Here is a 25,693-nt window from a genome sequence, read left to right as displayed (position 1 = left end):
CCGCGCACTCACTGTTCCCGAGGCTAACATATCAGGCGGCACACAGCCGCGCGGTGCCGTTGCACCGATCGGAATTTGTTCTATTGGGTACCTGCCAGAGACGCGATGGGCCAGGATGTAGGATTTGACTCATTCAGAGGGGGCGACATGCAAGAGGGGCGTATGGATCGCAATGCCCGCAGCCATGGTACGAATCAGACCAAGAATGAGGCTAGCGGTGGAACTTTTCACGGCCCGGTGATCATGGGTGGGCAGGTTCAGTTTGGGCCACCGCAACAGGAAATTCGCAGCGGCACTCGACTGGGAGCGCACGATCAGATGTTCTCCAGTGGAGATTGGGTTGACCTTGCCCACGACCCCGTTCCCGATACTGGCAGTGGCGACTTCAAAGAGGACCTCCAGGCGGCCGGTTCTCTCCGTGGTTCACGGCAAATGGTTTCGCTGATGAAGCTGAGAGTACTTACTCTCATGACCTGCATATACCGCTGAACCTGGTCGTCTACGAGCGCCATGCGCGTGTGCCTCGATTTGCAATCCAGTTGACTGGAAATACTTGGGGGGCCGTACTTACTACATACGCTGCTGCTCTTCCCGACCTTATGAACCTCCTTGCTCAGTGGACGCCGACTCTTAATGTGCTCGCTCAGATCGATCGGATAGCCCACGAAGAGCGAAAGCAGCAAGAATTGAAGGCCCTCCGAGGCCTGCCGTCGACCTAGATTCCATCTTGCAGGGTGCGAAGAAAAGCCAGCTCGGCTCTCAGCCGCCCTGAGTACGAACACCCAACTATGAGGGTGCCCTTTAGGCGTGGGCGACTCACCGGACGCGTCGCACAACCCGTATTGGTCCTACCGGCCCTCCCTCAGCCGAACCTTGCATCGAGAAACGGTCTGATCTCCTCCTCATGGTGCCGGGCGATGGGCGGGCGGCGTGTTGAAGGAGATACCGCTGAAGTCACGCCCTTGCAGCACCGGACCATTGAAGGTGCCGCCGCTGATCTCGTTACGAACGTCTCCATCACCCGTACGCACCAGCCGGGCGTGTTCGGACCACTGCTGCAGTGCAGTGGCAAAGTCTGCATCGAGCGCCGCCCGGACGGCGAGCGCTGCACTCAAGGCTTGTGCTCTTACCGGATCGGCTGGGTCCTGCTGGAGCCCGACCAGCTCCGCTTCTCCGGAGCTAACGCCTGGACGAGGCTCGGCTTGATCTGAACCACCGAACGGCCGGCGTACGAGTGCTCCGAGTGATGTCCACGCTTGCTTACCGACTTCTCCTGCTGCTCCACTTGCCAAGGCAGCCAGCAGTGTCAGCGATACAGGATCCATGCTGGGAGTCCTCCAATGAGGTCGATGTGTCAGAGAAGTAGACACCCAGCGCCCTCGTCCAGTTGCAGGAACTGGGTACCTCGTATCCGTTGACGGTAAAAACGGTGGTCCGACGCCGGCTTCGAGTGGTCACTCTCACTGAGGTGAGCGAGGCACTCGATCGGGTGGTGCAGGCGCTGGCACGAATGAGTGAAGAGGAGCTGGCCGCTGCACTGGCCGCGGTCGGCGTTTCGCGCGGCCGTCCGTCGGTGTCGGCGACCTCCTCCCCGATGCCGCTGCCGAGCCCTGGAAGCACCCCATAGATCGTCTCCGAGGTGGAGTGGGTCTGAGGGCTACCTCACGCTGTGTGACTCGTTGAGCCCCCTTCCATGGTTGGGAGGGGGCTCAATGGTGCTTTGCACAGTCCGCTGCCGGATCCAAGTACAACCTGCAACAATTCGCTCGCCCGTCCTCCGCTGCCTCTCGAAGGGGATGCTGTGCCTCGCTTGCAACGACGACTCAGACAGGCGCCGATATCCGTTCCCGGGGCGCCGCTTCTGGGGCTGTTCGTCGTGCTTCTTTGTCTGGACGGGTGCGCCACCGGCGCGCCTAGGCCGACGGTGACCCGCACGGTAACGGTGACCCCAACCGTGGTCGTGAATAGTGCCTTGGGTCAACAACCTGCGAGCACAGCCCCTACCCGCGCAACGTCGGCACCCGCTATCACCGGGTCACCGCCGGCGACTGCCGCCAGTGCCGTCAAGGCGCCCCAGGGGGAGGTGACTCTCGCGGAGTGGCACGATGAAGAGGCCAGTAATACGTGCGTCTCTGTCTCAACTCGCTATGAAAATCGGTCTGATACTGCCGTCAATACCATCAGTCAGACATTTCAGACTCTTTACACCCCTAGGCACAAGGATGGCGAATTTCCGGACCAGGTGAACGGGCCTGTGGAGACTCTCACCCAGGTGGCTGGCATCGCTCCGTACCAAGAGCGCAACCTCTACTGGAACGTGTGCGCGCCAGAGCTCGCCAGCAAGCAGAATCCTCCGCCATCGGACGGTATCGACGGATTCATGAGTGAGATTGGGGCGCAGCCGACACAGTACTCCTGGAACTGGAGCACACCGTAGCTGCGTCGTCGACGTGCCGCTTTCACAGCGCAGCGGACATGATCTGCCGCCTGCGCGGGTTGGGCTGGCCCGAGGGCCTCGCGAGACGATGTCGCAGAGTCCCCCATCATGTGACCTATGAAGGATCTCCAGGGAATCGGGGCAGTCGCTGCGGCCGTCGTCGCAGCCGTTGGCATCGCGTCAACCATCCTGATTGGACGTTGGACACTGCGGGGCGCCCTGCGCGGAGCGGAAGAGACTGCTCGTGCCGGTTTGGCACAAGCAGACGCGAGCTATCGGGCTGCACTTGATGCCGTGAAAGCGCAGGGACGGAACGACCACCTACAGTGGCGCCGTGGTGTCCAGCGAGACGCCTACGCGGCGTTCCTGCAATCCGTTCTCACTTACACCGACAACGCCCACAACGACCTCGGCCGCGCTTCTGGGCAGGAGGAAACCCGGGCTTGCATCGCTGCCCTGAGAGGTCTGGAGACGGACATGTCGCACAGAGCTTGGGTAGTGCGGCTGGAAGGACCCGACGACGTTGCCGGAGCAGCCATCAACCTTGAAACGTCTGCCAAGGTCCTGGTGGTGGTTGAACAGACCCACGCGCGCAAGAGGGCCGCGATGCACGAAGTCGGTCTCCGCGGTCGCACACATCGGCAAGAGGTAGCGCGCATCTGGGAGTTGGTCCCCGTCGCCCAAGGCTTCTGGCACACCATTGGCACTCCCGGGATGGAAGACAGCTCCAATGAGGTGTTGGCAGAGCTGCGTGCTCTGTTCAGCAGGTGTGAGCTACCGGCTGGCTTTATCGCCACGCTCTGCCAGCCGCACGACGACAGCCCACTGCCCGTGGACATTCCCACGTTTGATGAGGCCATCAGGGGCTTCATCCGTGCGGCACGTGAGGCGCTGCACCCTGCAGGAACGCCCACCCTATGAACCCTTGGCGCGTGCTGCCACGACTTCGGGGGCTCGTACCATTCAGGGTCGTCGTCCTCGTTGGCGTCTGACGCCGGAAGATACCGCAAGCTCTGTCGAGGATGAGCTCGATGAGTCATGCTGGGAGTATGCAGAGTGCCGAGGGGCTCGAGCAGCCCTCCCAAGCTCTCGGCTCCAAGGGAGCGGTGGGCGGAGCCGCAAACGAAATCGGTGCAATGCACCGTGCTGGTGTCGCTGCCCTTGTTGCCGTGCATGGCCTAAGAGGGGAGAGCGTACCTTGGCTGGCGTCGGATAGCCCTCCGGTGCAAATTGACCTCGAATCTGATTTCTCTGTTGACGATATACTCGTACGTTTCGCCGATGGTTCCAAAGTATTCATTCAGGCTAAGGCATCCAGCGATCTCGGCGCTCCATTCAAGTCTGCAGTTTCTCAATGGTGTGAGGCAGTCAAAAAGGAAGAGTGCAACGACGGCGATCAACTCCTACTAGTCGTAGCCGAACCATCTGGAACTCTGAGGAAACTCGCCCGCCATTTGGTTGAATATCAAAATGGAGTCGCACTCAGCAAAGAAGCTGCAGGGAGCTTGAAAGTATTTCGTAGCATATTTGCAGCAAGAGGAGTTGATGAAGCGGCTGCGGAGCGAGTTCTACGTGCGGCAGCCGTTCGCTTCATTGACGCCCGCCTTCTCGGATCGGAGGAGGGGCAGGGTGCGGCTTGGCTCGACGGGGCAGTTGTTGCGGCTGGACGAGGTATGAGTGCTTTTTCTGCATTGCGTGCGGCCATACGGGATGAAGCGACATCCAGGGGATCATCATCGAGTCTAGATAGGTGGCTCCACTGGCTCTCGAAAGCGGAAATTCCACTCCTATCAGATAAGGAAGGACTGCTGGCGGCACGTCTCCAAGCAGAAGAAGATGTTATTGCCGAGTACCGCAGCCGCTTGGCGCAGAACCGGGATATGCTTCCGCTCGCCGATCTAAATTTTGGGCTAACTTCGATCCGCATCCCAGGCCTAGCGGAAAACCTTAAAGCGACATGCATTGACGAGACGCTCAACGAAGTCAGGCAGGGGGAGAAAGAAGATCTTCTAAACCTCGTACGCCGTGAAGGGCGCATGGTGATAGTAGGTCTTCCCGGAGCAGGAAAGTCTGTAGCGCTTCAGCTAGTAGCGGCCGAGTGGAGTAGTAGGAAAAGTGCGCCACTTGCTGTGCAGGCAAAACTTTCCGATTTGGCTCGAATAATTCCAAAAGGAGGACCGTATCGTCTAAGCATTGAGGAAGTTGTTAAGTCTGCAACGCAGGGTGAAAATTCGCTACTGGCAGACGCGATGGCCCGCAAGTTGCAGCGTGGTGAAGCGGTGCTGCTCCTCGACGCCTTGGATGAAGTGCTTGATAATCGAGATGCAATCATTGAGGCAATTGAACGGCTTTTGCAGGACCTGCCAACCTCGACAGACATAGTAATAACCACCCGACACTCCTCATTCAAGGCGGCGGGACTTCTCAACCTTCCCACGTTTGAGCTAAATGAGCCTGAAAACCTTGACAGCACGTTGGACCTACTTCTGCAAGAGCTAGCCGAAAAAAGAGGCGCCGAGTCTACAGGCTGGTTGGAAGAGCGCAGACTCTATATAGAGGCTTCCCGAAGCATAGATCGGCACCTTTGGCAGGTTCCTCTCCTGGGAACGCTAATGGTTTTCCTGCTTGTGGAACGGGCTCCCCAAGCGATGCCTAATTCCCGAGCCATGCTTCTAGTGGAAATCATTGAGGCGAGCGTGCATCGTTGGGAATCTCGTCGGACTGTGACAGGCATACCTGGCATCAGCGCGTCACTCACTTCCCAAGTGCTACTCGACTGCTATGACGATATTGCCCATCATGTCGCATGCGATGAAGCTGAATGGAACGAAGTGATGAGTGCGGTCGATAAGCGGCTGCAAGAATATTGGGGGAAGTCGAAAGGAGAAGCTAAAGCTGCCGCTCAGGGCGTACTGAATCACTGGGATGCCACTGCTGGTGTGTTCGTCACCTCTCATCCGGGCGGACGTCTCTCGGCACGAACTCGACTCTTCGCTGAGATCGGAGAAGCACGGTGGGTACTCAGGAACGATGACAGAGCTGAAGAATGGTTGCGAGATTCCGTAGCAGACCCAGAGCTAAGAGAATGCGTAAGGCTAGCTGCTGGCCTTTCCCCACATGTGATGCGGTCTCTGTGTGATCTAGCCTTGGAGCAACGAAATGACCTTCTGGATCTAGTGCTATCCGCTATGGAAGATGGCGCTCAATTGGATGAGAATAGGGTGCAAAGTTTCAAAAGAATGCAGATCGATCGCATCTCCACACTTCCTTTGACGCCCACTCGGGAAAAAATAGGGAAACTAAGAATTCCTGGCGACTCTGCACCGGCGAAGCTAGCCATTCGCCTTGCTCGTCTGAATTTGAGCGAAGATGATTTGCTGCTTCTTCTTGACCGTGTCAACAGACTAGGGGCTTGGCAGTCTTCCGTCGTGCAAGCCATAGCTCTGGCATCGCAAGCAAAAAATAACGGGAGGAAGTTGACTTCTACGGGCCTCGACGTCCTTGAGCGAGCACTGTTTGATCCAGACCGCGAGGAGGAGGGTGCAAGCAGTAGACCAGCGGGCTTGGACCAAGTCGTTCAACTGGCCCTGGAAGAGTTGGTACCTATCCGCCCATCGACTGCTTTAAGGGTTGCCGCCACCGCGTATCGTTGCAGAGTCAGCACCGCTTCTAATGCTGAAGTCGAGCTCAAGCGACTCGGCCATGAGAGCGTCCTCCGGGATGCGCGTCCGGAGCGCAATCGGTTCATAAGTGATTCGACCCGAAGAGCCATGATGAGGCTTGGAGACTTCGATCGAAATTCTGTTTTCCGTCTCATGATACAAATCGCAGACGATCGAGTTGAGCTAACTCCCATGCAGGCCTGGCACCTGGATGAGGCGTCTGCACTCGTGCAAGCCCTAAATATAAATTACGCAGGAATAGGGATGCTGGATCATGCCACTTCTAAGGTGCCAAGGATCACTCTGGATTTGTTCCGCTGTATAGCTGCCGGATATGAGATTGATATGCAAAGAGTTACAGCAGAGCTTGAATCCCTTCAATGTGAAAATGTCGAGCGCCCTGACTGGTTCATTCTGGTAATTCCCTCTAGACGTCGACCTATCTCGAAGTCTAGTTTGCCAACAGGTTCTCCTGCACTCATCTTGCAAGCGTTCCAGACCAATAACGAGTGGCTTGCGGACCTTGCCGTAGACCTTGCGTGGGATGCCGTCGATCTAACTGAAGAATGGCGTGATCAAGTTATTAGGCTACGTCCACGGCTAGCTGCCAGGATACGACAGTCGGCAAGTGTAATAGTCGCCCAAAAGTGGCCCAATTACCCGGCCCCCAGCGATCCTGTCTCACGATCAGGTTTTGCGAGAGTTGCGGCACATCGGTTCGCTTCTCAAGGCAAAGTGGAAGACGCGGCGCACCTCCTGCGCGATCCTGACTTGCTTGTTCGTAAGAACGTCGCTGAAATCCTTTCAAAGACTCCTTTTGGGAAAAGTGAATACTTTTTCGAAGCTCTGTCATATCCTGCCGAGCAATGGACCTGTATCCACTGTGACCGTGTGATTGAAATCAGTTCTTCGGCGTGTGAGAATCACCATCCTAGGCCCGACCCATCTGTAACAGACTAGGGATGGTCAATCGCAGAGCAGGCTCCCTGCGGTCAGACTCGCGTCTCCCATCTGCTCTCGTTTTGCGTACGAAGTGCAGGTACGGTCGGGTCGTGTCCGGTGCATGTTGGGTTGGTCACCCGTTGACGTACGCCGGTTGATCGCGCGCGACTAGGGGAGCTGGTACGGGCATGGCGGTTGACGCTGCTCGATCGGAAGAGGGGTTCACGTCGGCGGGGGCTACGCGGGTGATGGTGGCCGCGTGCCTGGCGGCGGGGCTCGACGACAGAGACGCGGAGTTGATCCGGCTCGGAGAGAACGCGTTGTTCCGGCTGGCCTCTGCACCGGTGATCGTGCGTGTGGCCCGCGGGGAAGAGTGGCTGCCGAAGGCTCGTACGGAAGTCGCCGTCTCGAAATGGCTGGCGGAGGAAGGATTCCCTGCCGCACGCATCGTTGGGGATCTTGAGCAGCCGCTCTTGGTTGATGGTCACCCGGTGACGTTCTGGCACCTCATAGTCGAGGGTGATCGCAAGGCCACCTATGGAGAGTTGGGCGGTGTCCTGCGGGATCTGCACTCCTTGGAGGTGCCGGCGGGGCTCGAACTGCCGTCGTTCGAGCCGTTCGACAAGCAGGAACTACGGATGGAGCGGGCTGTGATCCCGCCAGATGACAAGGTCTTCCTGCGGAAACGGTGGCGGGAGCTGCAAGACAAGTACGCGGAGCTGCGGTTCGAGACGCCCAAGGGACCGGTGCACGGGGATGCGCACGTGCAGAACCTCATGGTGGATGATCGCGGGCAAGTGATCTTGATCGACTTCGAGGCTTTCTGCTACGACCATCCTGAGTGGGATCTGATGGTCACGGCTGTCGAGCATCACAGTCTTGGGTGGCAGACGGATGAGCAGTACGCCGACTTCGTGGCCGCGTACGGGCGGGACCTGTACGACTGGCCCGGGTACGAGACGCTGCGTGGTCTACAAGAGTTCGGCATGACGACGTGGCTCATGCAGAACGTGCAGGAGGATGAGGAGACAGCGGCTGAGTACCGCCGGCGCATCGCTGGTCTGCGGAACGATGACGCTCCTCGGGACTGGCGGCCCTGGTAGCCGCTAGTCGTCGTCCTCCAGGCGGGCGAGTGCGTCGCGCACCTGGTCGTTGAATGCGGCCACGGTGGGGATCGTCGCGTGGATGCTTACCTCGGCTTGGAAGTCGGTCACGTACCGCTGGAAGCGTGTTGATTGGAGTGTGTCGCCGCCGTCCACGGCCAGGCTGGCTGTCGTAACGGCGGCTTCCAATTCGCCGTTCAGGAGCTGGCTTTGAGCAAGCACCATGCGGCAGAACCCCAATGTGCGGGCGTACTTCGGATCGGTGCTGTCGACGGCACGCTGAGCCTGCTCGACGGCTTCGCGGCGCATCTTGAGATCACGGAAGCAGTGGCAAAGTTCGCCCATGAGCTCCGCGGAGTCGAAGTAGCCGAGCCACGCGGGGTCCTCAGCTGTGTCGGCTTGCTCAAAGTGGCGCTGTGCCTCATTCATGGCGCGGCCCGCGGCGATGCGATCACCTGCGTTGGACAGGGCGCGGGCCTCCATGGCTGCGTAGTCCGCCATTGCGCGCGGCGTAGCACGTCCCTTGGCGCCCTCGACGGCGGCGCGGGCCAGTTGGATGGCCTGAGCGTGGTTGCCGAGGTAGTTGGCTTGGTGGCTGAGGTTGCCGAGGATGCGGGCGCCGAACATGCGGTCGTCGATGACCTGGGACAGGCGCAGCGTGGAAGTCAGGTAGCGGTGGGCGAGGTGGTGGTTTCCGGTGTCGTACGCGGTCCACGCGAGCAACTGGGAGACCTCGGCGGCTGCACCGAAGAGCGCCGTGCCCACCTTCTCGCTGTAGCTGGCATCCAGCAGGGGTAGAACCTCGTGGCGGAAGTAATGGCGTAGGGCCTTGTGGCCATGGCCTCCGCCGTACTTGAAGTCGAGCTGCATGAACATTCCGGCCGCGTCCTTGATCGCGCGGACGTCGCGCATGCCGACGCGCTGATGACTGGGTCTGTCGGACTGAATACCGTCCGGACGCGCGATCATCCACGACAGGACGGCGGAATTTAGGTCGCCGTCCGCGATGGCCAACTGGTCCGATGCCACGGCGTCGGGGCTCTGGTCGGCAAGGCACTCCAGGAGGGACAGCACGTCGGGCACTGTGTCCGGGTAGCCAACGGGCTGGGGTGCCGGCTGCTGCGAGTGATCGAAGAAACCGAGATCGCCGGGTGTGATCCGACGGCCGGTTTTGGTGCTCAGTACGTCTGCCATGATCGCGGCGGTCTGAGGTGTAATGCCTGCCCCGTCCCGCCATCGCTGAACGGAAACGTGGGTTGTTCCGAGGTGCACACCGCGCTGAGCGGCGGCGTCCTTCATCCGCTTCGCAAGGCCCTTGTTCGAGACCTGCGCTTCGTCCATGACGGCAACTAAGTGCGCGTTCGGCTCTCGGCTCATGCTCCCCTGCCAACCCGAGAATGACGGCGAGTGCTCATCCTGTCACAGGAGTATCGCCCCAGGGGGTTCATTGGTGAACCCCCTTTGCCTTTGCTGGTGTTCATGTGAACCCCCTGGTGAACGCTCCCGGAACCAGTCTGCTCGCCGTGTACTGGCACGCGTGCAACAAGCGATGCCGTGAGGGCCGTGGGCGGCTCGGAGAGGGACGCAAATGGATGCGGGGAAAGCCAAGAGCGTGTCAAGGGAACTGGACGCCTACGCGCACTGGTTCGTGGCGCCGGATCCGTCCTCTGACGGGCACTTCCTGACGCTGACGCTCTTCGCCGAGTTCGGTGACACGGGGCGCATGGCGCGCGACATGACGGCCGTGTTCTTGCGGGGCGCTGGGCTGGATGCGCTGGTCGATGATGCTCGACTGGCCGTTTCAGAACTCGTGGGAAACGTGGTGAACCACGCCGTACCGGATCGGCACCTCAGCCGTCCTGGAGGCTGCCGACGTATCGATGTGATCTTCAAGCTGTACCCAAGATGGCTCTTTATCGGCGTTGCCGACGAGGACTCGACGCCCCCATTGCTTCCAGCAGGAGAGGCGTTCGCGCCGGGACTGCTCGGTGAACTGTCCGAGGCAGTGTTGCCTGACACGGGCCGTGGGCTGCACATCGTTCAGCGGCTGGCGACGTCGGTCTGGTGGTCGGCGGAGGATCGCGGAGGCAAGACCGTCTGGTGCCGCTTCGATCTCGATCCGTTGACGGCCGATCACGTGGCCTGACAGACGCCGGGGCACCGCGTCACCGTTGCTCTGCTCCTTCGCGATCGGGAGCAGAGGTGCCCCGGTTACCGGCCGGATCCTGACCGCTCCGGTCGAAGGGGCGCGGCTCCTCGAACGTTTCGGGAGCTCCCCTCCCGAGTGAGGGGCCGCGCTTCACAACCTCATACCGAGACCGGGCCACCCCATCAGCCCTGGAAAGCGAAGGGTGGCCCGGCTGGGAACACGGCGGTTCCCGGTGCCTGATGGTACCGGGGCCGTCGTGCTGCATTTCGGTCCTGGTCCAAGGAAGTTGACGATCCGTTACCTAGATCAGGACAGAGGTGGGCCAGGTGTCTGGCGCGGGTGAGGACAGGTTGAGCGACGGTCTGGACATCCCTGACAGCAACTCAGGGCTGTGGGTGTCTGGCGTCGACTACATCGCGGGCTGGCGTGTGGCGCGCGGGTCGGCCGACCGGTTCAACCGGGCGCTCCTGGCCGCGGGGTTCGAGTTGTCAGAGGTGCGTGCGGTGGCCTCGACGAACGAAGAAGGACGTGGCGTTGTACGCGTGGCCGGCTGGCCGGACGCCGTGGAACGGCTTGCCATCCTCCTGGAGACGCTCGCCGACAGCCAGGGCGGTCGGACATGAGAGGTCTTTCCGCTGGTGAGCGGGACACGTGGGCACGTCGCCGGCCGCAGAGACTTTGGGCGGGAGCTGTCATGGGGCGAGCGAACAGGGGGCCTTACGCTCGCCAGCGGATCGGGCAGTCCTTGGACCTGCCCGCAACAGCCCGATCGGCCCCCTGTTCTTCGAGGCTCGCCCCATGGCGGCTGCCTAAAGTCTCGGAGGTCGTCGACCCCCAGCCCCGAACGCCCGGGCATGCGACGGCCAGTCGACGCGTCAGGCCCTCCGGCGCTCTGCGGTGCGGGGCGCTGGCCGACCGGACGGGACCGGCGGTCACGCCGCACGCCCGGCCGGGGCGGCGGGGCGCCCTGGCACGCCGCAGGCGTGCCCTTGAGGAAGTGAAGAATGTTTCGACCGATTGCCGTTGCCGATCACGGCTGGCGGCGTTGAGCGAGCACCTTGTCGGCAGTGATCCGGTAGGCAAGCTCGGCGCGGTCGGCGCCGATGCGGATTTCTTCGAGGATCAGGGCCTGGTCGTCGGTGCCGCAGGTGACGCGGGACAGGTGAAGGACCGGGGTCGCATCGGGCAGGCGCAGGGCGGTGCGCTCATCCGGGAGCGGCATGCGCGCGCGGACCGTCTCGGACCACCACAGTTTGTGTCCGGCCTTCGTCAGCATCGCGTACACGGCGGCAGGTTCGGCATTTGGCGCTTCGGCAAGATCCGGTACGGCGTCGGCAGTGGCGAGCGGGATCAGCGTGCGGTGCATCGCGCGCGTGCCAGTGGCCGGATCAGTCAGCAACCTGTCGCAACCGAAGAGCGCTTCCTCGACCTGTACCTCAAGGAGGTGTGCCGTGGGTTCGGTCGCATGCGTGCGGTAGGTGCTCGGCTCCTCGGTCTGCTCCCATGTAGCTACGCCATGGAGTGTGAAGCGACCGCCGGACGTGCGGCCCACGTGGCCGGCGAGGCTGACGACAGGGCGGCCGTTGGAGCGTACGAAGCTCCCCTTGCCGTGCCGTACGTCGATGAGGCCTTCCGCCCGCAGTGCGGAGACGGCGTTGCGGACCGTGGGACGGGAGACCTGGTAGCGGGTCATGAGCTGGGCCTCGGACGGCAGGAGCGAGTCCGGAGCGAACTCTCCGGACAGGATCGCTTCCCGGATCGCGGCGGCCACCTGTTGGTAGAGGGCTCCGGGGCGCTGGATCTCTGTCATCTCGGCATCTCCGGGTTGGAGTCGTAGGCACGTCGCACGCGCGACATCACTCGTCAGCATAAGTAGTTGCTCTCTCGTCGTACAGGGCTTCATAGTCGTAACTCGTAAGGACAAGTGACGTCAGTACCTGACTGACGTCCTGACTGGCCAAGGAGGCCAACACCAATGCAGTCCATTCCCGTGGACGCGGCGCGACTCGGCGTACTGCGATGCGCCATCGCACCCGAAGCAAAGCTCAGCAACCCCGAGACACAGGAGGTGAAGAGGGACCGGGACGGAAACCCCGTCTACACGGTGGCCGTCACCGTGCGCCAGGACCGGCGGCGCATCTCCGTCATCGAGATCGCCGTGAGCGGCGAGCCGAAAGGCATCGAGGAAGGCCAGATCGTGAGAGTCACCGGGCTGACCGCGTTCGCCTGGTCGATGGGTGACCGGCACGGGATCAGCTTCCGCGCCGACGCGATCACACCCGTGCACGGTGCCGCCGCGCACACCAAGGGCGGTGATGCGTGATGGGGCCGTACCTGCTTGCCGTTGCCCTGGCCGCGCTCGCCTGGGTGCTGCTCGTCGGTGACCTGGTGCGTCGGCATCGTCCGGTCTGGCACTGGTACGTCGCTGGCTACCCGGTGACTACGTGCCGGGTGCTGTTCACCTGGCGCAGAGTCGCTCTGCTCAACGATCTGTCGGTGTCGCGACTTCCGTCGCGCACGGTGGTCGGGCATCTGTTGGTCAAGGGTGATCCGGTACGGCCAGTGGCTCCGCGGCTGTCGTTTCCGCGCGCTACGCGCATGGGGCTGGCCGTGACCGTACGGCTGCACGCGGGCCAGACCCCGGCGACGTACATGAAGGCGGCTGATGCCCTCGTGCACGCGTGGAAGGTCCACGCGGTGCGGGTCACCTCGCCGGAACGTGGGGTCGTGTTACTGACAGCCATGGCCAGTGATCCGCTGCAACGTCCCGGCCTGGCCACGGCCCCCACCGAACTGCTCTCTGCCCTCATCGGCGCTCTGGAAAGCGGCGGTGCCTGGGTCATGAACCTGCGGCTCGTGCCGCACTGGCTCATAGCCGGGGCCACCCGGTCCGGCAAGTCCACCCTGCTGGCCAGGTTGATCACCCAACTCGCGCCACAACCCGTCGCTCTGGTCGGCATCGACTGCAAGGGCGGTATGGAACTCGGGCTTTTCGCGGAGCGGTTGAGCGCGCTGGCGACGTGTCGCCGCGAAGCGGTCGCCACTCTCTCCGCCCTCGTCGTCGACATGCAGGACCGGATGAGCGCGTGCCGGTCGGCCGGTGTCCGTTCGATCTGGGAACTCCCTGACAGCCTCCGGCCGATACCCGTGGTCGTGATCGTCGACGAGATCGCAGAGCTGTACCTGTCTGACGGCACCCGCGAGAGCAAGGCGGAAGCCGATCAGTGCTCCACCCTCCTGCTCCGGCTGGCCCAGCTCGGGGCCGCCCTCGGACTGCACTTGGTCGTCGCCGGCCAACGCGTCGGATCCGACCTGGGTCCCGGCGTCACGGCGCTCCGGGCCCAACTCGGCGGCCGGATCTGCCACCGGGTGAATGACCCCGGCACGGCCGAGATGACCTTGGGCGACCTCAACAAGGACGCCGTGGCCGTCGCTCAGTCCATCACGGCGGAGGAACGGGGTGTGGCCGTGTGCAGCGGACCGGACGGCGGCTGGAGCCGTGCCCGCTCGCACCTGACTCCAGCGGAGGAAGCCGTCTCGACAGCCCGGAAGTACTCCGGCATGACCCCGGAACTGCCCGCCCTCGGTCATGCGCTCGTTGCGCTGGAAGGGGACGACAAGTGATCAGCGAAGGAACGGCGTTCACGTTTGCGGTGATCTTCGGGATCATCACCGTCCTCCTCGTCCGCTCCCGTGATGTCCGCGCCTGGGAAGCCGTGTGCGTCGGCCTCTTCGGCCTCTACCTCGGACAGACCCCCGTGCTCTTCACCGTCCACGGACTCGTGACCTGGTTCGTCAGCGGCTTCTCCCACACCTGAGCGGAAAGGACGTACCGCCATGCCTATGCCTCGCGTGAGGTGCCCTCACTGCAAGGGCGACGGCGCCCGCAGGACCTGGACCGGACGGCTGCACCGCTGCCGCGTCTGCCGGGGCACCGGAACCATCCGCTGACCGAAACCCACACACCACACCAGACGAGGGAGGACCCATGCCCCACGACGTGCCGTCACCCATCACCCGTGCCGCTACGGCGGCCCAACCCGGAAGGTCACCGCCATCACCGCGGACCTCACTCCGGCTGGCAGGCGCCCCGTTCTCGACCGGGCGGGGCGCCTGCGTCGGCTCTCCGAGACAGATCGCGACGCAATACGCGTTGCCCAAGATGCCAACTTCCAGCGCTGGTTGGAACAGATCACCGCCACAGGTGGGTGTGCCAACCCCGTCCACCTCTCCGGCTCGACTACGACCCTGGCCCCGGATACCGGCGAGATCTTCCGTCACTATGACACTCGCGATGAACCCGGAGAGCGCCTTCTCGTCCGGTGCCGCAACAGACGCGCGACCGTCTGTCCGGCGTGCTCCCGGCTACACGCTGGGGACACCTTCCACCTTGTCCGTGCGGGTCTCCTCGGCGGCAAGGGTGTTCCCGCCGCAGTCCGCGAGCGACCCCGGCTCTTCGTCACCCTCACTGCACCGTCCTTCGGTGCGGTTCACCGAGTCGGGGAGCGATGCCGCCCTCGTCGTGACGGCGGTGCCTGCGAGCATGGTCGTCCCCTCGGCTGCGACGTGCTCCACGCTCCCGATGCGCCGATTGTCGGTCAGCCGCTCTGTCCCAACTGCTACGACTACACAGCCCACGCGCTGTGGCACGCTCACGCTTCCAAGCTGTGGGATCGGTTCGTCATCGACGTTCGGCGGCGCCTTGCGGGCTCAGTCGGCCTCGTGCAGTCCCGCTTCGCACACCATGCCCGGCTGTCCTTTGCGCGTGTGGCCGAGTATCAGAAGCGAGCGGCCGTTCACGTACACGCCGTCGTCCGCCTCGACGGACCGAACGGCCCTGACGATGAACCCCCGGCTTGGGGCACTGCGGCTCTACTCATCAACGCGGTCCGTGCCTCCGCTGAACGGGTCCTGGTCCGCACGCCCCACAGCCCGGCCGTGGGTGAGCTGGGTATGCGATGGGGCGTCCAAATCGACGTCCGGCCCCTGCGGGCTGATGGGGGTGGACTCGAAGATGACGCCGTTGCCGCGTACGTGGCCAAGTACGTCACCAAGGGGGCGAGCGAGACCGGCGTCGGCCTGGACCACTCGCTCTCCACCTTCGCCGAAATCGACACGGCACCCGTCAACGATCACGTCCGCACCCTCATGCGTACCTGCTGGCGCCTCGGTGGGCTTCCCGAGTACGCGCCCCTCCGGCTTCGGGCCTGGGCTCACACGTTGGGCTACCGGGGCCACATCCTGACCAAGTCCCGCGTCTACTCGACGACGTACGCAGTGCTCCGCGCCGAACGCGCTGACCACATGGGCCATGGCGACCTGCCCGACGGGGTCACCGAGAGGCACTGGCGGTACGTCGGTTCCGGCCACACGCCAGGCGCTGCGCTCATCGCCGCCGGAATCGCCGATGACCTCGCGGAGTCCCGGCGGCTCGGCCTCGAAGCGAGGCATGAGGGGGAGTGGTGCGGATAGCTGCGCCTCCTGAACGTGAGCCCCGAAAGCCTCTGCGCTCGTTGTCCCTCGGACCTCACGACGATGGGGATCGGATCTTGATCGAAAGCGAGATCGTGATGGTCGATGACGACGGCACGGAGGAGCCGTTCGACCCCGAGTCGTGGTTCGAGTGAAGGCAGGCGCTGCCTCCTCAAATTCCTCAGGACGGCAGCGCCGCATTCATAGGCCACGCGTGTCCTCAGAAGGCTTCCGCGAAGTCGTCTTCCTTCAGTATCAGACGGTCCCGCACGTCCTTGGGAATCATGAGCTTCATGTGGATGCGCGGTGCGCGTACGCCTGGGACCTTGCTCCGCTTGATCTTGCACTTCACGCCGACGCGGAGCAGGTCTGCGGCCATGGCCTCCATGCCACCCTCCTCCCACTGAGATCGGAACGTCTTGCCGTTGTGCACGGCCACCCAACGGTCCTGGGTCGACTCGGGATCGATGGTCTCCAGTTGTTTGATGAGGTCGTCGAGTGTTTTCTCTGCCTGCTCCTTGGTGAACCGCGTCTTCGTGAAGCGGCCTCCGGGCTCAAGCCCCGTCATGTAGTAACTGATGGACTGTTCGAGACGCTGCTGTTCCTTCCGCGCCTCGGCGCCCTGACGGTACTCGCGCGTCATGACCGGCTCGTCCCCCAGCACCTTCAGGACGTCCTCGACGAGCTTGCTGTAGATGTCGTGGGGGTTCGGTGCGCCATGGCCTCCCGCCTTGCACTTACCGCACCGGAGGTACATGTAGGAACGATCTTTGACGCGGTTCCTCTGTACGGTCATGTTCGTGCCGCAGTCGGCGCAGATCAGGACACCGAGGAACTGCGTGGCTCCGCCGGGAGCACGGGTGGGCTGGTTCTTTGCGCGTCGGTCCAAGGCGGCCTGAAGGCTGTTGAACTCATCCTCGGTGAAGATCGGGTCAGCTACGCGGATGGGCTTGGCGTCGCTGCCAAGCACGATCTTCGAGCGGCGCACGCCTCCGTTCTTGTCCTCTTCTACGCGGTACCCCATAAGTGCTGGGTTCCGGAGTCGACGGAGCTGGGTCGACGTCGTCAGACCTGGTCCGCAGAGTCCGGCGCGGACGAGAACCTTGACGATGCGGCGGGCGGAAGCTTGCCTCGGCCGCATCGCGGCGTTGCGACACCAGTGCAGCGCTCTGTACGCGTCCTTGTTGATGACCAGTACGACCCTGCCGTTCTCGTCCTCTGCTGTCTCGTAGCCGTACGCGGGCTTGCCTACGAGCCAGGCGCTCTGCGTCTTGGTGTAGTCCCAGAGGCTTGTGACGCGGGTGCTCGTGTTGGCGGCCTCGATCTCGGCAATGCCGCCGACGATCGTGACCATGATCTTCCCGGCGGTCGTGGTCAGATCGATCGAGTCGTTCTTGGAGACCAGGTTCTTGCCGTACTTCAGGCACCAATCGATCATGGTGCTGAGGTCTGTAAGTCGTCGTACGAAGCGGTCGAGCTTCCAGAAGAGCAGTACGTCGAACTCAGGCGCCCGGTTATTGAGCCAGTCCCCGAGTTCCTTCCGCTTCCACGGCGGGACCTTCGTTGCCGAGACGTTGAGATCGCTGGCGACCCCCACCACTCGGTAGCCGCGTTCCCTGGCGAGTATGCGTAGATCGAGCTCCTGGCGTACCGGCGACGTGGTGTCGTCGGTGAGGACGGAGAGCCGCACGGACAACAGGGCCCGTGGGGCGTCGTCGGGTAAGAGGTCCTCCGCTCTCTTCAGATCGTCTAAGAGCGATAAGTCGGCGGTGCTCCACTCCGCCTCAACGTCGTACGATCCGCGGTCACTTGGCGTCCTCGCTCGTTTCCCCATGTCATCGAAGGTAGCGCGGTTTTAAGGCAGTTGGTATATGGCCTCAGATGGACACGCAGATTCAAATCGGCCCGACCGGCAAGAAGTTGCTGCCTCTGACGGTCAAGAACGGCGGCCCGACTCCCGCCGCGAGTGGTCACGCGCACTGATGTGAGCGAGCCGGTCGGCAGGGCGGTCGGGAACGGGGATTGTGTCCCTGTTCCCGACCGCCCTGCGTTGGACGGGCTTCACATGTGCGGTTGTGTGGTGTTGCGGCTGACGGCCTGGAAGTGCCGTCGCCTGTGCGTCAGTTGCAGAAGTTGAGGATGAGCAGGAGGCCGTTGTTGCACTGGTGATCCTCGCCGCCGCCGCCACCGTGGCCGCCGACCGGGGCGGCCTTGGTGACAGCGTGGGTGGCGGGCGTCGCGGCCACGGCGGACGTGGCGGTTGCCACCCCCGCCGCACAAGCGATGCCCAGGGCGACGGTCACCGCGAATACTCGCGGAATGCGGGAAACGGCCTTCTTGGAGAGAGGTGTTGTGTTCATGAACTCACCATGCACACCCCCGCGATCAGTTGCTTGCCGAGCGCATCTGAGTGGGTGAGCCGCCCTCGGGTCCGCTACTTGCTCGCGGCGAAGCGCATGAGGGCCAGTTGGTCGCCCTGCTTGATCTTGCCGGTGATGTTGATGACTTCGAGCTTCCAGGTGTTGCCGACCCGGACCGCCTTGGCGACCGCGCAGCCGTTGTCCGTGGTGAGCATGCTCGGCCAGATGTCGGCGACCTGCTGGGAGCTGCCGCCGCTGGCGTCGTAGACCTTGAAGCTGATGTTGCGGGCCTTCTGGAAGGAACTGCCCTTCTTGTAGGCGGCGGCGACGAAGACGATCGACGTGATGTGCGGCGGGATCTTCGCGAACTCGACGGTGACCGTCTCGTCGTCGCCGTCTCCGTGGCCGGTCTGGTTGTCGCCGCTGTGCAGCAGGGAGCCGTTGCCTATGGGGTCGAGCGAGTCGAGGCCCGCCAGGCGCACCGGGTCGCCGTCGTGCATGGCGATGGCGATGAGGTCGAGGTCGGTGCCCTTCTTCTGGCGGAGCTTGCCGAGCACTCCGCCGCTGGCGCCGACGCTGGGGTCCCAGGAGACCCCTATGGACAGATGGGTCACGCCGTCCAGGTCGGCGGGGCCGTCTTCCTTCGTAAGCGTAATCATGGGGACATAGTGCACGGGCGCCCGCCGGGTCAGGGAACGGACCCGTGAAACCATGAGGCGATGCCACAGCTGACCCTGCCCGACGTCCGGTTCCACGCCTCCTACCTCGACGCGGTACGCGAGTTCACCGAGGCGGGTCTCGACCCGGCCGTGCTGGAGAGCGGGGAGATCGGACCGTACGGGAGGACGTGGCGGGAGCCGGCGGGGTTCGCGTCCTTCGTGCTGGAGCTCGGTGGCCACATCGGATACGTGGTCCGCCCAGGCGCCCGGCGTCGGGGACACGCCACCGCCATGCTCGCGGCCGCCCTGCCCGTCTGCCGTCAACTGGGCATCGCGCGGGCCCTGGTCACCTGTGACGCCGGCAACACCGCGTCTCGTAAGGTGATCTAGGCCAATGGCGGAGAATTCGAGGACCGGCGCGGCATAAAGCTGCGGTTCTGGATCCGTACGGGGAACTGAGGCGTCTACGTCGTTATGGACCTGGAGAAGCAGCCCGCGCCGCAGGCGCCCCCGCCGGAGGGATGCCTGACCGTCGCGATTCGCATCCCCGTACGCATCGTCGTGCTCGTGCTGGTCGTGCCCGTGCGGATCGTGTGGGACGCGTTGGTCGTGGTGGGGCGGTTCCTGCGGGACAGTGTGCTGCGGCCGCTGTGGCGGGCGCTGGTCGTCTGGCCCTGCGTGGGCCTGTGGCGCTACGTGGTCGTGCCCCTCGCCAGGGCGGTCGGATGGCTCGCCAAGGTGCTTGTCGTTCTTCCCCTGGTGTGGCTGTACCGGCATGTGCTGACGCCGGTCGGGCACGGCATCGCGTGGGTCGCGCGGGGGATCGTGGCCGGGCTGGTGTGGGTGTACGCGCGCGTGCTCACTCCGGTCGGGCACGGGATCGTGTGGTTCCTCAAGGGCGTCGGCGCGGTACTCACACTGATCGGGCACGGCATCGCGTGGGTCGCGCGGGGGATCGTGGCCGGGCTGGTGTGGGTGTACGCGCGCATGTTCACTCCGGTCGGGCACGGGATCGTGTGGTTCCTCAAGGGCGTCGGCGCCGTGCTCGCCTGGATCTTCACGCCGATCGGGCGCGCGATCGTCTGGTGTGCCAGGGGGCTCGCATGGCTGGCGGGCGCCGTCGTCACCGGCATCGGTGTCGCCCTGTACTGGATCGCCCGCGTCCTGCTCGTCCTGCCCTTCGTTGCCCTGTGGCGCTGGGTCCTCGCGCCCATGGGAAGGGTCCTTGCCGTCGTCGGCCGGGAAGTGTGGGACGCGCTCGGGCACGCCTGGCGGATCGCCGGGCACATCTCCCTCGCTGTCGGGCGGTTCCTCGGGACCCTCTTCCGGTGGATCTTCGTCGAGCCGGTGCGCTGGGTGTACCGCACGGTGCTGACCCCGGTCGGGCACGTGGTCCGGGACGTGGTGCTGCGCCCGGTAGCGGAGGCCGCGCGCAGTGTGGGACGGATCACCCGGGCCGCTCTCGCCTCGGCCCGTGAGTCCGTACGGCAGGCCCGGGCCGACGTCCGGCGGATGCTCTTCGGCGACGCGGGCGCTGTGCGCGATGTCGGCGCCGTCGGCGAGACCCGTGAGCGTGAGGCGGTGGCCCTGCGGGAACCGACGGGCGCCGACACACGTACTCTTGGTAGCAGTACGACCGCACTCACGAAGGACTGAGCGACACTGGGCAAGCGACAGCCCGAAGGCCCGCCGCCCGCACCGGCGGTGCAGCGCATCCGACTGCGCTACACCAAGCGCGGCCGCCTCCGGTTCACCAGCCACCGTGACTTCCAGCGCGCCTTCGAGCGTGCGCTGCGCCGCGCCGAGGTGCCCATGGCGTACTCGGCGGGGTTCACGCCGCATCCGAAGGTGTCGTACGCCAATGCCGCACCCACCGGCACGGGCAGTGAGGCGGAGTACCTGGAGATCGCGCTCACGCAGACGCGCGACCCGGAGAAGCTCCGGCTTCTCCTCGACGAGTCGCTGCCCGCCGGGCTCGACGTCGTCGACGCGGTCGAGGCCAGGACCTCGGGACTCGCCGACCGGCTCACCGCTTCCGTGTGGGAGCTCAGGCTGGACGGCGTGGACCCGGCAGAGGCCGGGCGTGCGGTCGCCGTGTTCAACGCCGCCGAGGCGGTCGAGGTCCAGCGCACCACCAAGAACGGTCTTCGGACCTTTGACGCCCGCCCCGCGGTCGTACAACTTGAAACGCACAGTGATTCTGCTGATAGGCCGACCGACCAGCCCTGTGCGATACTGCGGCTGGTTGTTCGGCACGTGACGCCTGCCGTACGACCCGACGACGTCCTGTCCGGTCTCCGCGCCGTGGCCGACCTGGCGCCGCCGGTCCCCGCAGCGGTGACCAGGCTGGCGCAGGGGCTGCTCGATGAAGAGACCGGCACGGTGACCGACCCGCTCGCGCCCGACCGCGAGGCAGTCGAGGCCCACTCAACGGCCGAACCGACTGCCGCCGCGAAGGCGCCGGCGTAAGGAAGGTCCCGCGAAGGACGGGCGTCGTAGCGCAGCCCTCGTACTCGGGAGCCACCTGGGTCGGGCAGTGCACTGACCACAAGACTTTCGCCAGGCCGTACCCAACAAGGGCGTACGGAACCGGCGAGACAGGACACAGAGAGCTCCCGTGCGGCGCCCGCGCCCCGGACGGCGGCACCGCGCATCGCGCGAGCCGCGGACGTCACCGGCATCCCTGCCGGACCAGGTGCGGCGCCCGGGAGCCTGACGGGAGAAATGCCCGCATGCTCGAACCGACCGAACCCACCGAGGGTTCCGAACAGAACACTCCCAGCGACACCCTGCCGCCGCGTCGTCGGCGCCGTGCCGCGTCCAGGCCGGCGGGACCGCCGGTCGCCGCCGCCCCGGGCGGTGAGGAGGTCGTCGCTCCGGCCATACCGGCCGCGGAGGCGGAGGACCTCGTCACGGACGAGGAGGAGAAGCTCGACGAGAACGTCGAGACCACCGAGGCCGCTGCGCCCGCCGGGCGTCCGCGTCGGCGTGCGACGCGCCGGGCGTCCGCGCCTGCCGGTGCGCCCGCGGCGGCCGAGGCTGCCGAGACCGTGGTGCCGGTGGTCGCCGAGGCACCCGCCGAGACCGCGGCCGCGGAGAGCGCGCCTGCCGTCGAGGCCGAGGACGCGGCTCCGCCCGCCGGGCGGACACGTCGGCGCGCGACGCGTCGGGTGTCCACCCCCGCTGATGCGCCCGTGGCCGCCGAGGCCGAGGCTCCGGTGACCGCCGAGACGCCTGCCGAGGCCGAGACCGCCGATGAGGCGCCCACCGTCGAGACCACGGCGCCCGCCGGGCGTACGCGTCGCCGGGCCTCCCGGCGTGCCGCCGCGCCCGCCGGTGCTCCGGAGTCGACAGAGACCGTCGAGTCGCCTGCCGCCGCGGAGGTCGCCGAGGTCGTCGAGACCGTCGAGCCGGTGGTCGCGGAAGTGCCCGCCGAGACCGCCGATGCCGAGGACGCCGCCCCGCGTCGTTCCCGTCGCCGTGCCACGCGCCGCGTCTCCGCGCCTGCCGGTGCCCCCGAGGGCGAGGCCGCCGAGGCCCCCGCCGTGCAGGAACCCGCCACCGAAGCCCCCGCACCCGTCGCCGAAACCCCCACCGAGACCCCCGCCGAGGACGCCGCCCCGCGCCGTGCCCGTCGTCGGTCCGTCCGCCAGGCCGCCACCGGGTTCTCCGAGCCCGCGCGGCGCGCTCGCGTTGCCGAGACCGAGGACGAGGACGAGTCGGTGCGTCGGCCGGCGCGCCCCGCGGTCGCCGTGTTCCAGGCGCCCGTCTTCACCGAGCCGCAGTTCCAGACCGCGCAGCGGGCCGCCGCCGAGGCCGCCGCGGAGGCGGAGACCGAGCAGAGCGAAGAGCCGGTCGAGTCCGCCGAGCCGGTCGAGGAGATCGCCGAGGAGCAGAGCGGCTCGCGGCGCCGCCGCCGTCGTCGGGGTGCCGTTGACGAGCCCGAGGTGCAGGAGACCGCCGCCGAGACCGCCGTAGAGGAAGAAGAGACGGACGAGGCCGCCGACGAGGACTCCTCAGACGCGGACGACTCCGAGGAGACCGGGTCGCGGCGTCGCCGTCGTCGCGGGGGCCGTCGCAGGCGCCGTGGCGAGTCCGCCGAGGCGTCCGGTGACGAGGACTCGGAGGACTCCGACGAGTCCGCCGCCGGGCAGTCCGCCCAGGACGACGAGGGTGCCGAGCAGGACGACGAGGACGACGAGGACGCCCGTTCCGACGAGTCCGGCGGCTCCAGCTCCAGCCGTCGCCGTCGTCGCCGCCGGCGTCGGGCCGGGGACTCCTCCTCGGACACCGAGCCCGATGACGGCGACCCCGAGCGGACCGTCGTCAAGGTGCGCGAGCCCCGTCCCGCGCGGGAAAGGGTTTCGGAGCCGTCCGACGAGGTGCAGTCCATCAAGGGCTCGACCCGTCTGGAGGCCAAGAAGCAGCGCCGCCGCGAGGGTCGTGAGCAGGGCCGCCGTCGGGTCCCGATCATCACCGAGGCCGAGTTCCTCGCCCGCCGCGAGGCCGTCGAGCGGGTGATGGTCGTCCGGCAGAGCGGTGAGCGCACGCAGATCGGCGTGCTCGAGGACGGTGTGCTCGTCGAGCACTACGTCAACAAGGAGCAGGCCACCTCGTACGTCGGCAACGTCTACCTGGGCAAGGTCCAGAACGTGCTGCCGTCCATGGAGGCCGCCTTCATCGACATCGGCAAGGGCCGCAACGCGGTGCTCTACGCCGGTGAGGTCAACTTCGAGGCGCTCGGCATGGCCAACGGGCCGCGCCGCATCGAGAGCGCGCTGAAGTCCGGTCAGTCGGTGCTGGTCCAGGTGACCAAGGACCCGATCGGCCACAAGGGCGCGCGGCTCACCAGCCAGGTCTCCCTGCCCGGGCGCTACCTCGTGTACGTCCCCGAGGGCTCCATGACCGGCATCAGCCGCAAGCTGCCCGACACCGAGCGCGCGCGTCTGAAGACCATCCTCAAGAAGATCGTCCCCGAGGACGCGGGCGTCATCGTGCGCACCGCCGCCGAGGGCGCGAGCGAGGACGAGCTGCGCCGCGACGTCGAGCGGCTGCAGGCGCAGTGGGAGGACATCCAGAAGAAGGCGAAGAGCGGCAACGCCCCGACGCTGCTCTACGGCGAGCCGGACATGACCGTCCGGGTCGTCCGCGACATCTTCAACGAGGACTTCTCCAAGGTCGTCGTCAGCGGTGACGAGGGATGGGAGACCATCCACGGATACGTCTCGCACGTCGCGCCCGACCTGACCGACCGGCTGTCGAAGTGGACCTCCGAGGTCGACGTCTTCGCCACGTACCGGATCGACGAGCAGCTCGCCAAGGCGCTGGACCGCAAGGTCTGGCTGCCCAGCGGTGGTTCGCTGGTGATCGACCGGACCGAGGCGATGGTCGTCGTCGACGTCAACACCGGCAAGTTCACCGGTCAGGGCGGCAACCTCGAGGAGACGGTCACCAGGAACAACCTGGAGGCGGCCGAGGAGATCGTGCGTCAGCTCAGGCTGCGCGACCTCGGCGGCATCATCGTCATCGACTTCATCGACATGGTCCTGGAGTCCAACCGGGATCTGGTGCTGCGGCGCCTGCTCGAGTGCCTGGGCCGGGACCGGACCAAGCACCAGGTCGCCGAGGTCACCTCGCTGGGTCTGGTCCAGATGACCCGCAAGCGGGTCGGCCAGGGCCTGCTGGAGTCCTTCTCCGAGACCTGCGTGCACTGCAACGGCCGCGGTGTCATCGTGCACATGGAGACGCCGACCTCCGCCGGTGGCGGCGGCAAGCGCAAGAAGCGCGGGCGCGGTGGTGACGGGCACGAGCACGTCCAGGAGGCCGTGGCCGCGGTAGAGGCTCCCGAGGCGCCCGAAGAGGTCGAGACCGAGGCCGAGGTCGCCGCCGAGGTGGCCGAGCCGATCGCGCTCACCCCGGCCGAGTTCGCGCCCGACGAGGAGCTGTACAGCAGCGTCGCCGAGGCGGAGGCCGCGGCCACGCGTGGGCGTGGCCGTCGTAGGGCGAGCCGTCGGGCGTCCGCTCCGGCCGGCGCCCCGCGGGGTGGCGGGTCGAGGAGGTCGGGCGGTGCCGAGGCGCCGGCCGACCTGGAGAGCCCGGTCTCCGAGGACGTCGAGGTGCCGACCGCTCAGGCCGTGCCGGCCGAGGTGGAGGCCGAGCGTCCCGTGCAGCCGGAGACGGCCGCCGAGGCGCAGGCCGAGCCGTTCGCCGCGGAGGACCCCGTCGTGGAGGCGGTGTCCGCGAGCGAGCCGGCCGCGGACGAGGCCGCTCCCAAGGGCCGTACGCGCCGCCGGGCCACCCGAAGGGCATCGGCCCCGGCCGGTTCCCCGACGGGCGCCGAGCCCGCCGTGGTGACGGTCGCCGAGACCGCGCCGGTGGCCGAGCCGCAGGCCGAGCCGGCCCCGGCCGCGTCGGCCGAGCCCGAGGCGGTCGCCGAGAGCGCCGCCCCGGCCCGTCCGCGCCGTCGTGCCGTCCGCAAGGCCACCGCGCCCACCGCGTCCGAGGAAGCGGCCGTCGTGGTCGTGCCCTCGGCGGAGGCCCCGGCCGAGGCGGCCGCGGAGGCAGCCGCCGAGGAGGCGGCTCCGGCCAAGAAGACGGCCCGTAAGACGGCCAAGAAGGCCACGGCGAAGAAGGCCGCGACCAAGAAGGCCACCACCGCCAAGAAGACGGCCGCGAAGAAGACCGTGGCCAAGAAGACGACCGCGAAGAAGGCGGCGTCGAAGAAGACGGTGGCGGCCGAGCAGCAGTCGCCGCGGTCCGTCTCGACCCCGGCCGACGAGGCCTGACGGACGGTCACCGCATAGTTTCAGCCGTCTGAAGATCGAAATCCGCTCCCGGTTCGCCGGGGGCGGATTTCGTGATTCCGTGGGTATTGCGTCCGACCAAAAGTTGTCAATCGGTGATCGATCA

The 25,693-nt window shown here is 65.5% G+C and carries 20 protein-coding genes; 13 read left to right on the top strand and 7 right to left on the bottom strand.

The annotated features are described in order from the left end of the window. Window positions 1-129: 129 nt before the first annotated feature. Window positions 130-354, bottom strand: a complete 225-nt coding sequence (locus RNB18_RS26975) for a hypothetical protein (RefSeq protein ID WP_311716688.1) — start codon at window positions 352-354, stop codon at window positions 130-132. A gap of 548 nt (window positions 355-902) precedes the next feature. Further along, window positions 903-1,325 (bottom strand): hypothetical protein, encoded by a 423-nt coding sequence (locus tag RNB18_RS26970; protein WP_311716687.1) that lies wholly within the window; start codon window positions 1,323-1,325, stop codon window positions 903-905. Between the two features lie 1,229 nt (window positions 1,326-2,554). Here RNB18_RS26970 and RNB18_RS26965 point away from each other — a divergent pair. The 3 genes from RNB18_RS26965 to RNB18_RS26955 all read left to right on the top strand — a co-directional run bounded on the left by RNB18_RS26965 (window position 2,555) and on the right by RNB18_RS26955 (window position 8,144). Beyond that, a complete protein-coding gene (locus RNB18_RS26965; RefSeq protein ID WP_311716686.1) occupies window positions 2,555-3,358 on the top strand; it encodes a hypothetical protein in 804 nt (267 codons plus the stop codon). Between the two features lie 128 nt (window positions 3,359-3,486). Next, on the top strand, window positions 3,487-7,059 hold the full coding sequence (locus RNB18_RS26960) for an NACHT domain-containing protein (protein WP_311716685.1): 3,573 nt from the start codon (window positions 3,487-3,489) through the stop codon (window positions 7,057-7,059). A gap of 170 nt (window positions 7,060-7,229) precedes the next feature. Beyond that, entirely contained in the window at window positions 7,230-8,144 is a 915-nt protein-coding gene (locus RNB18_RS26955) for a phosphotransferase enzyme family protein (RefSeq protein WP_311716684.1), read from the top strand. Window positions 8,145-8,147: 3 nt separating this feature from the next. On the opposite strand, the gene RNB18_RS26950 is transcribed toward RNB18_RS26955, so the two are convergent. Further along, entirely contained in the window at window positions 8,148-9,521 is a 1,374-nt protein-coding gene (locus tag RNB18_RS26950; RefSeq protein ID WP_311716683.1) for a tetratricopeptide repeat protein, read from the bottom strand. Between the two features lie 211 nt (window positions 9,522-9,732). On the opposite strand from RNB18_RS26950, the gene RNB18_RS26945 reads away from it, so the two are divergent. After that, entirely contained in the window at window positions 9,733-10,290 is a 558-nt protein-coding gene (locus tag RNB18_RS26945; protein WP_311716682.1) for an ATP-binding protein, read from the top strand. 329 nt (window positions 10,291-10,619) lie between these two features. Further along, a complete protein-coding gene (locus RNB18_RS26940) occupies window positions 10,620-10,916 on the top strand; it encodes a hypothetical protein (protein ID WP_394817669.1) in 297 nt (98 codons plus the stop codon). Window positions 10,917-11,323: 407 nt separating this feature from the next. Here RNB18_RS26940 and RNB18_RS26935 read toward each other — a convergent pair whose 3' ends face one another. Then, window positions 11,324-12,103 carry a GntR family transcriptional regulator gene (locus tag RNB18_RS26935; RefSeq protein ID WP_311716680.1) on the bottom strand — a complete coding sequence of 260 codons (780 nt, stop codon included), beginning with the start codon at window positions 12,101-12,103 and terminating at the stop codon, window positions 11,324-11,326. A gap of 165 nt (window positions 12,104-12,268) precedes the next feature. Here RNB18_RS26935 and RNB18_RS26930 point away from each other — a divergent pair, with 165 nt between their 5' ends. The 4 genes from RNB18_RS26930 to RNB18_RS26915 all read left to right on the top strand — a co-directional run bounded on the left by RNB18_RS26930 (window position 12,269) and on the right by RNB18_RS26915 (window position 15,765). Further along, entirely contained in the window at window positions 12,269-12,616 is a 348-nt protein-coding gene (locus RNB18_RS26930; protein WP_123989207.1) for an SCO3933 family regulatory protein, read from the top strand. After that, window positions 12,616-13,917: an FtsK/SpoIIIE domain-containing protein gene (locus RNB18_RS26925; RefSeq protein WP_311716679.1), complete on the top strand. Its 1,302-nt coding sequence runs from the start codon at window positions 12,616-12,618 to the stop codon at window positions 13,915-13,917. The genes RNB18_RS26930 and RNB18_RS26925 overlap by 1 nt, the downstream gene beginning before the upstream one ends. Beyond that, entirely contained in the window at window positions 13,914-14,111 is a 198-nt protein-coding gene (locus tag RNB18_RS26920) for a hypothetical protein (RefSeq protein ID WP_030929446.1), read from the top strand. Before RNB18_RS26925 ends, RNB18_RS26920 begins: the two co-directional genes overlap by 4 nt. A gap of 295 nt (window positions 14,112-14,406) precedes the next feature. Then, window positions 14,407-15,765, top strand: coding sequence for a replication initiator (locus tag RNB18_RS26915; protein WP_394817673.1), 1,359 nt, complete (start codon window positions 14,407-14,409; stop codon window positions 15,763-15,765). Between the two features lie 220 nt (window positions 15,766-15,985). Here RNB18_RS26915 and RNB18_RS26910 read toward each other — a convergent pair whose 3' ends face one another. From RNB18_RS26910 to RNB18_RS26900, 3 genes are all read right to left on the bottom strand, one after another. Next, a complete protein-coding gene (locus tag RNB18_RS26910; protein WP_311716677.1) occupies window positions 15,986-17,599 on the bottom strand; it encodes a recombinase family protein in 1,614 nt (537 codons plus the stop codon). Window positions 17,600-17,885: 286 nt separating this feature from the next. Next, a complete protein-coding gene (locus RNB18_RS26905) occupies window positions 17,886-18,125 on the bottom strand; it encodes a hypothetical protein (RefSeq protein ID WP_311716676.1) in 240 nt (79 codons plus the stop codon). Window positions 18,126-18,199: 74 nt separating this feature from the next. Beyond that, window positions 18,200-18,784 (bottom strand): TerD family protein, encoded by a 585-nt coding sequence (locus tag RNB18_RS26900; RefSeq protein WP_311716675.1) that lies wholly within the window; start codon window positions 18,782-18,784, stop codon window positions 18,200-18,202. 60 nt (window positions 18,785-18,844) lie between these two features. Here RNB18_RS26900 and RNB18_RS26895 point away from each other — a divergent pair, with 60 nt between their 5' ends. The 4 genes from RNB18_RS26895 to RNB18_RS26880 all read left to right on the top strand — a co-directional run bounded on the left by RNB18_RS26895 (window position 18,845) and on the right by RNB18_RS26880 (window position 25,569). Then, complete coding sequence (locus tag RNB18_RS26895; protein WP_311716674.1) at window positions 18,845-19,174, top strand: GNAT family N-acetyltransferase; 330 nt, start codon at window positions 18,845-18,847, stop codon at window positions 19,172-19,174. Window positions 19,175-19,258: 84 nt separating this feature from the next. Next, complete coding sequence (locus tag RNB18_RS26890) at window positions 19,259-20,440, top strand: phage tail tape measure protein (protein WP_311716673.1); 1,182 nt, start codon at window positions 19,259-19,261, stop codon at window positions 20,438-20,440. A gap of 48 nt (window positions 20,441-20,488) precedes the next feature. Next, window positions 20,489-21,253: a TIGR03936 family radical SAM-associated protein gene (locus tag RNB18_RS26885; RefSeq protein WP_311716672.1), complete on the top strand. Its 765-nt coding sequence runs from the start codon at window positions 20,489-20,491 to the stop codon at window positions 21,251-21,253. A 263-nt stretch (window positions 21,254-21,516) separates the two neighbouring features. Next, entirely contained in the window at window positions 21,517-25,569 is a 4,053-nt protein-coding gene (locus RNB18_RS26880; protein WP_311716670.1) for an Rne/Rng family ribonuclease, read from the top strand. Window positions 25,570-25,693 lie beyond the last annotated feature (124 nt).

It is taken from the genome of Streptomyces doebereineriae (assembly GCF_031845645.1).
In the GTDB taxonomy this organism is placed as follows: Bacteria; Actinomycetota; Actinomycetes; order Streptomycetales; family Streptomycetaceae; genus Streptomyces; species Streptomyces canus.
This window is presented reverse-complemented; position numbering and strand designations above follow the sequence as displayed.